Origin of the sequence: Segeticoccus rhizosphaerae (genome assembly GCF_009192725.1) — a bacterium.
Classification (GTDB): Bacteria; Actinomycetota; Actinomycetes; order Actinomycetales; family Dermatophilaceae; genus Segeticoccus; species Segeticoccus rhizosphaerae.
Map to the genome: position 1 here is coordinate 1 of NZ_VOHR01000331.1, position 3,982 is coordinate 3,982.

Here is a 3,982-nt window from a genome sequence, read left to right on the forward strand (position 1 = left end):
CCTCAAAGGATTTCGCTGCCCTATGCTCTCACCTGGGCGTCAAACAGTCCATGGGCGCGGTCGGGACCAGTGCCGACAACAGCCTCGCGGAATCGTTCAACGCCACCGTCAAACGAGAGATACTGCAAGACGCCAACAGCTGGCCCGACGAGGTCACCTGCCGTCGCCAACTCTTCGGCTGGCTCACCCGCTACAACACCCGCCGGAGGCACTCCTGGTGCGGCTACCGTTCACCGATTGACTACGAGGCAGCACACGCCGCTACACTTCCGGCGGCAGCGTAATCCACCCCTGTGTCTACGAATTGGGGGCAAGGCCCTACGGTGGTACGGGACGCCATACTCGACGATGTGCAGTTGGCCACCGTCTACGCGCGTGCCGGCCTCTCGGTGCGATGCTTCATCGGGGGGACGTCGCTCCGGATGCGGATGTATCCGAACGGCTTCCGCCAACTGATGGAAGGTTGGACGAAGAACATCGCCTCGGGCGCCGAGCGGGCAGATCGACGGGCCGCTGCCGGTGCCGCCGCGTGGGTCTGTTGCCACTTCGCTACAGGCGTCGGCGGGCTGCTGACGATCCTCTCCCTCGTCACCGGAGGACGATGGCTCCTCACCGGTCCGTGGTTCCTGTGGGCTGTCGCATGGGTCGGCCTGGCGCTGCAGTTTCGGAACATCCTCCGACGGATCGGTTCGTACCGGTGGTGGACATGGGCGATGTTCCCCATACCGTTGCTGGCGTTCGCACTGCTGTTCACGCGGTCGGCGTACCTCACCTACGGACGGGGGGCAGTGCGTTGGCGCGGCCGCAGCATCCGCTTGCCCCGCCGGAAACAACAGTGGGAAGGCACCGATGCTTGAGTTCATCATGCCAGTGCGCGTCACCGTCGCCGTCGACATCTTGGCGTGGGGGGCCTGCCACACTGCTACCGGTTACGCCGCCCATCGCCTCACAGACCGGCACCTGGACCACGATGGGTGGCTGCTTCGGCCCCGAGGATTTGAGGATTCTGGTCGGTGGTACCGGCGCCGCTTGCGCATTAACTCCTGGAAAGGCCGAGTGCCAGAGGCGGGCAACCTCTTCCACGGTGGAATCAGCAAGTCGCAACTCCCGGCACCAACCGGCGACGGGGTGACGCTTTTCATCCGCGAAACCCGTCGTGCAGAACTTGCCCACTGGTGGGCGCTGACGTGTGGTCCCCTGTTCGCGCTCTGGAACCGACCGCTCGCGACCGTCCTGTTGATCAGTTACGGGATCATGGTGAATCTCCCCTTCATCGCCATTCAGCGATACAACAGGTTCCGCTGCCAAGCGTTCACAGATCGCCGACCAGGGGGCGCTGGGTCGGGAGTGGTTCGTCGCAGCTCAGGCTTGTCAGGTGGGATTGAGCCGGGCGCCGGGGGAGGCGACGCGAATTGCTAGGGCCGGGTGCCGCCGCGGGGTGTGTCTCGCGGCGGGTGCGTGTGTTTCTCCGGAGGGCGCGGTCATGGCTGGGGCTCCTGCTTCATGCGGGGGCGGAACGTGGAGGTGTGGGCAAGCTGGGTGAACAGTCGTCGTTCGGTGGGGCTGAGCGGAGAGGGGACGGCGATGGCCACATGGGCGTGCAGGTCCCCTGCGGGACCGTCGGGGTTGGGTAGCCCGCCGGCGGAGATGGTGAGCACGGTTCCGGAGGAGGTGCCGGTCGGTATCTGGAGCTGGAGCTGCCCTGCGGGCGCCTGGAGGGTGACGGTTCCGCCGAGGGCGGCTTCCCAGGGAGCCAGCGGCAGGTCCACGTGCACGTTGCGGCCCTCGACGCGGTAGCGCGTGTCCTCGGTGAGCCGCACCTGCAGCACCACCGGCTGCCCGTCGTGCCCGCCGGGGAGGTGGTTGACCGGCACGTGCAGCCGCTGGCCGGTGAGGACGCCGGGTGGGATGGTGACCGGCATGGTGACAGTGCCGTGTGGCCCGGTCACCGTCAGGGTGCGGCGGGTGCCGCGGTAGGCCTCCTCCAGGCTGATCTCCACTTCGGCGTCGATGCCGGAGTCGGTGTGTTGACCGGTCGGTTCGGGGTTGAGTGTGGAGGCGTGGGCAAAGCTGGGGCCACCCAGCCAGAACGCGGCGGGGTCGGGGCGGGTGCTGCGTCCTGTCCACGGGGGGCGCCAGGTGCCGCCGGTGGCCCGGGTCGGCCGGGAGGGAGGTGTCGGTTTGGTGGGGCGGGTGGCGTCGTAGCGGGCGCGGCTGGCCGGGTCGGACAGGACCCGGTAGGCGACGGTGATCTGGGCGAAGTGTTCGGCGGCGCCGGGGGAGGCGGCCACGTCGGGGTGCCAGCGTCGGGCCAGACGCCGGTAGGCCCGCGCGATCTGCGCGGTGGTGGCGGCCGGGTCCACCTCCAGCAGCCGGTACAGGTCCAATCGCGGATCCACTGTGGTCATCGGCGTGCTGTGTCGGCTGCGCACACCGAGCCCGGCAGCGTGCCGGTGGACAGCGGTGGGTCGTGCCCCACCGTTTCGAGGGGCACGACCCCGCCGGGTGGGGCGTGGAACCGCTGGTAGGGCGCGCCGGGTAACACGAGTTCGCCGTGAGTGCGTGTCGCCACCTGACGTGGTTGGGCGACGAAGAAGAGCCGTTGCGCGCGGAACCAGCGGCCGCCCGGGTACTCGGTGAGCGGCGCTGACCTGATCACCTCCTCATCTGCTTGTAGGGGGCGGTGCAGTGGTGCCACCGGTGCAGCCCACCGGTCCACCGGGTTGCCTGTCGGTCGCGGGCGGTGAGCGTTGTCGGGACCAGCCATCGATGCCGGGGCGGGCCGGGCAGCCGGGCGGACGCACGGAATGCGTGGGCGCGTGCCCCGGCTCGCCCGGCGGCTGCTGGCCGATGCCCTGACCGGCCGCCCGCTGCGGTGGGCTGGGCCATTCAGCGGCGATGATCGCCTCGAACTGCGCGTTCAGCAGCTCCTCATCGGCGGCCACCAGGGCCCAGAACTGCTCAGCGACGGCTTGCTCGGCGGCGTCCTCGACGCGGACACCGGCGCCTTCGGTCGTGGCCATCATGGGAGACCACCTCTTGTTGCTCGTGGCCGGTCAGGTGTTGATCGCCTGGGCGCCCCCCTGCCCGCTGCTGATCTGGATCTTGCGGGGCTTGGCCTGCTCGGCCACCGGGATCCTCAGGGTGAGCACGCCAGCGTCGTAGCCGGCCTCGATGTGCTCGGTGTCCAGGTTGTCGCCGAGTACCAGCTGGCGGCTGAAGGTGCCGCGGGCTCGTTCGGCGGCGATCATCTCCCCGGCGTCCTCCCGGGCGGGGCGCTCCGCCTTGACGGTGACCACGTTGCGCTCGACGTCCAAATCGATCGCGCCCGGATCCACCCCGGGCAGATCGAACTCGACCACGAACCTGTCTCCTTCACGCCAGGCGTCCATCGGCATCGCCGCCGGGTGGGCCAGCGAGCCGTTGCCGTTGAACATCTGTCGAGTGAGCCGGTCCAGCTCGCGGAACGGGTCGGTGCGCATCAACATCTGTGCCATTGGTGAACACTCCTTCCAAGAGCCTCTCAAGCCACCTGGTTTCCTGTCGTGGCTCACATAGATTTCTTATAGCACGTGTGGGATACTCAGGCAAGAGCCCAAGGAAGAAGAGCCGACGAAGGAAACAGGTGGCTGACATGGTCCTCACAGAAGTGTCGGTGGAGCGGCTGGCCTTCACCTGCGGCTGTGGCCGCAGCTGGTCGGACGACTTCGACGTGCAGCACGTGACCGACGGGCACGGCCATGCCCGGGACTACTACTTCCACGACGGGGTGCCCTGTCCCGACCCGACCGCACCCGGAGCGGTGCTGTGCCCGGACTGTGGGCGGGCGCACGTGGCGGTGGAACTGACCGCCCGCCGGGCCAGTCCCGCAGTCACATTCACCGACCCCGGGGACTTGGGCACCCGGCCGGGGCCGGACAAGGCCGCCGAGCGCGCCGCAACCACGGCCACGACACCACGCACAGTACGGATGATGCCGCCA

8 protein-coding genes are annotated in these 3,982 nt (G+C 68.6%); 4 read left to right on the forward strand and 4 right to left on the reverse strand.

Going from position 1 to position 3,982, the window contains the following annotated elements; genetic code table 11:
* The 3 genes from FRW57_RS18395 to FRW57_RS25105 all read left to right on the forward strand — a co-directional run.
* A partial coding sequence (locus tag FRW57_RS18395; protein WP_152186698.1) for an integrase core domain-containing protein occupies window positions 1-284 on the forward strand: 284 nt, incomplete at its 5' end.
* 72 nt (window positions 285-356) lie between these two features.
* Window positions 357-857: a hypothetical protein gene (locus FRW57_RS18400; RefSeq protein ID WP_152186699.1), complete on the forward strand. Its 501-nt coding sequence runs from the start codon at window positions 357-359 to the stop codon at window positions 855-857.
* Between the two features lie 7 nt (window positions 858-864).
* Window positions 865-1,419: a glycosyl-4,4'-diaponeurosporenoate acyltransferase CrtO family protein gene (locus FRW57_RS25105; RefSeq protein ID WP_420853266.1), complete on the forward strand. Its 555-nt coding sequence runs from the start codon at window positions 865-867 to the stop codon at window positions 1,417-1,419.
* A gap of 62 nt (window positions 1,420-1,481) precedes the next feature.
* Here the strand turns inward: FRW57_RS25105 and FRW57_RS18405 are convergent, their stop codons facing one another.
* From FRW57_RS18405 to FRW57_RS18420, 4 genes are read right to left on the reverse strand one after another with little or no spacing between them, the layout of a single operon-like run.
* Window positions 1,482-2,408 (reverse strand): DnaJ C-terminal domain-containing protein, encoded by a 927-nt coding sequence (locus FRW57_RS18405; RefSeq protein ID WP_137121220.1) that lies wholly within the window; start codon window positions 2,406-2,408, stop codon window positions 1,482-1,484.
* A complete protein-coding gene (locus tag FRW57_RS18410) occupies window positions 2,405-2,659 on the reverse strand; it encodes a hypothetical protein (RefSeq protein WP_152186700.1) in 255 nt (84 codons plus the stop codon). Before FRW57_RS18410 ends, FRW57_RS18405 begins: the two co-directional genes overlap by 4 nt.
* A gap of 4 nt (window positions 2,660-2,663) precedes the next feature.
* Window positions 2,664-3,026 (reverse strand): hypothetical protein, encoded by a 363-nt coding sequence (locus FRW57_RS18415; protein ID WP_137121219.1) that lies wholly within the window; start codon window positions 3,024-3,026, stop codon window positions 2,664-2,666.
* Window positions 3,027-3,056: 30 nt separating this feature from the next.
* The gene (locus tag FRW57_RS18420; protein WP_137121237.1) at window positions 3,057-3,488 is read right to left on the reverse strand and encodes an Hsp20/alpha crystallin family protein; all 432 of its coding nucleotides are present in this window, start codon (window positions 3,486-3,488) and stop codon (window positions 3,057-3,059) included.
* Window positions 3,489-3,634: 146 nt separating this feature from the next.
* Here FRW57_RS18420 and FRW57_RS18425 point away from each other — a divergent pair.
* Window positions 3,635-3,982, forward strand: a 348-nt coding sequence (locus FRW57_RS18425) for a hypothetical protein (RefSeq protein WP_152186701.1), incomplete at its 3' end; no start/stop codon positions are given.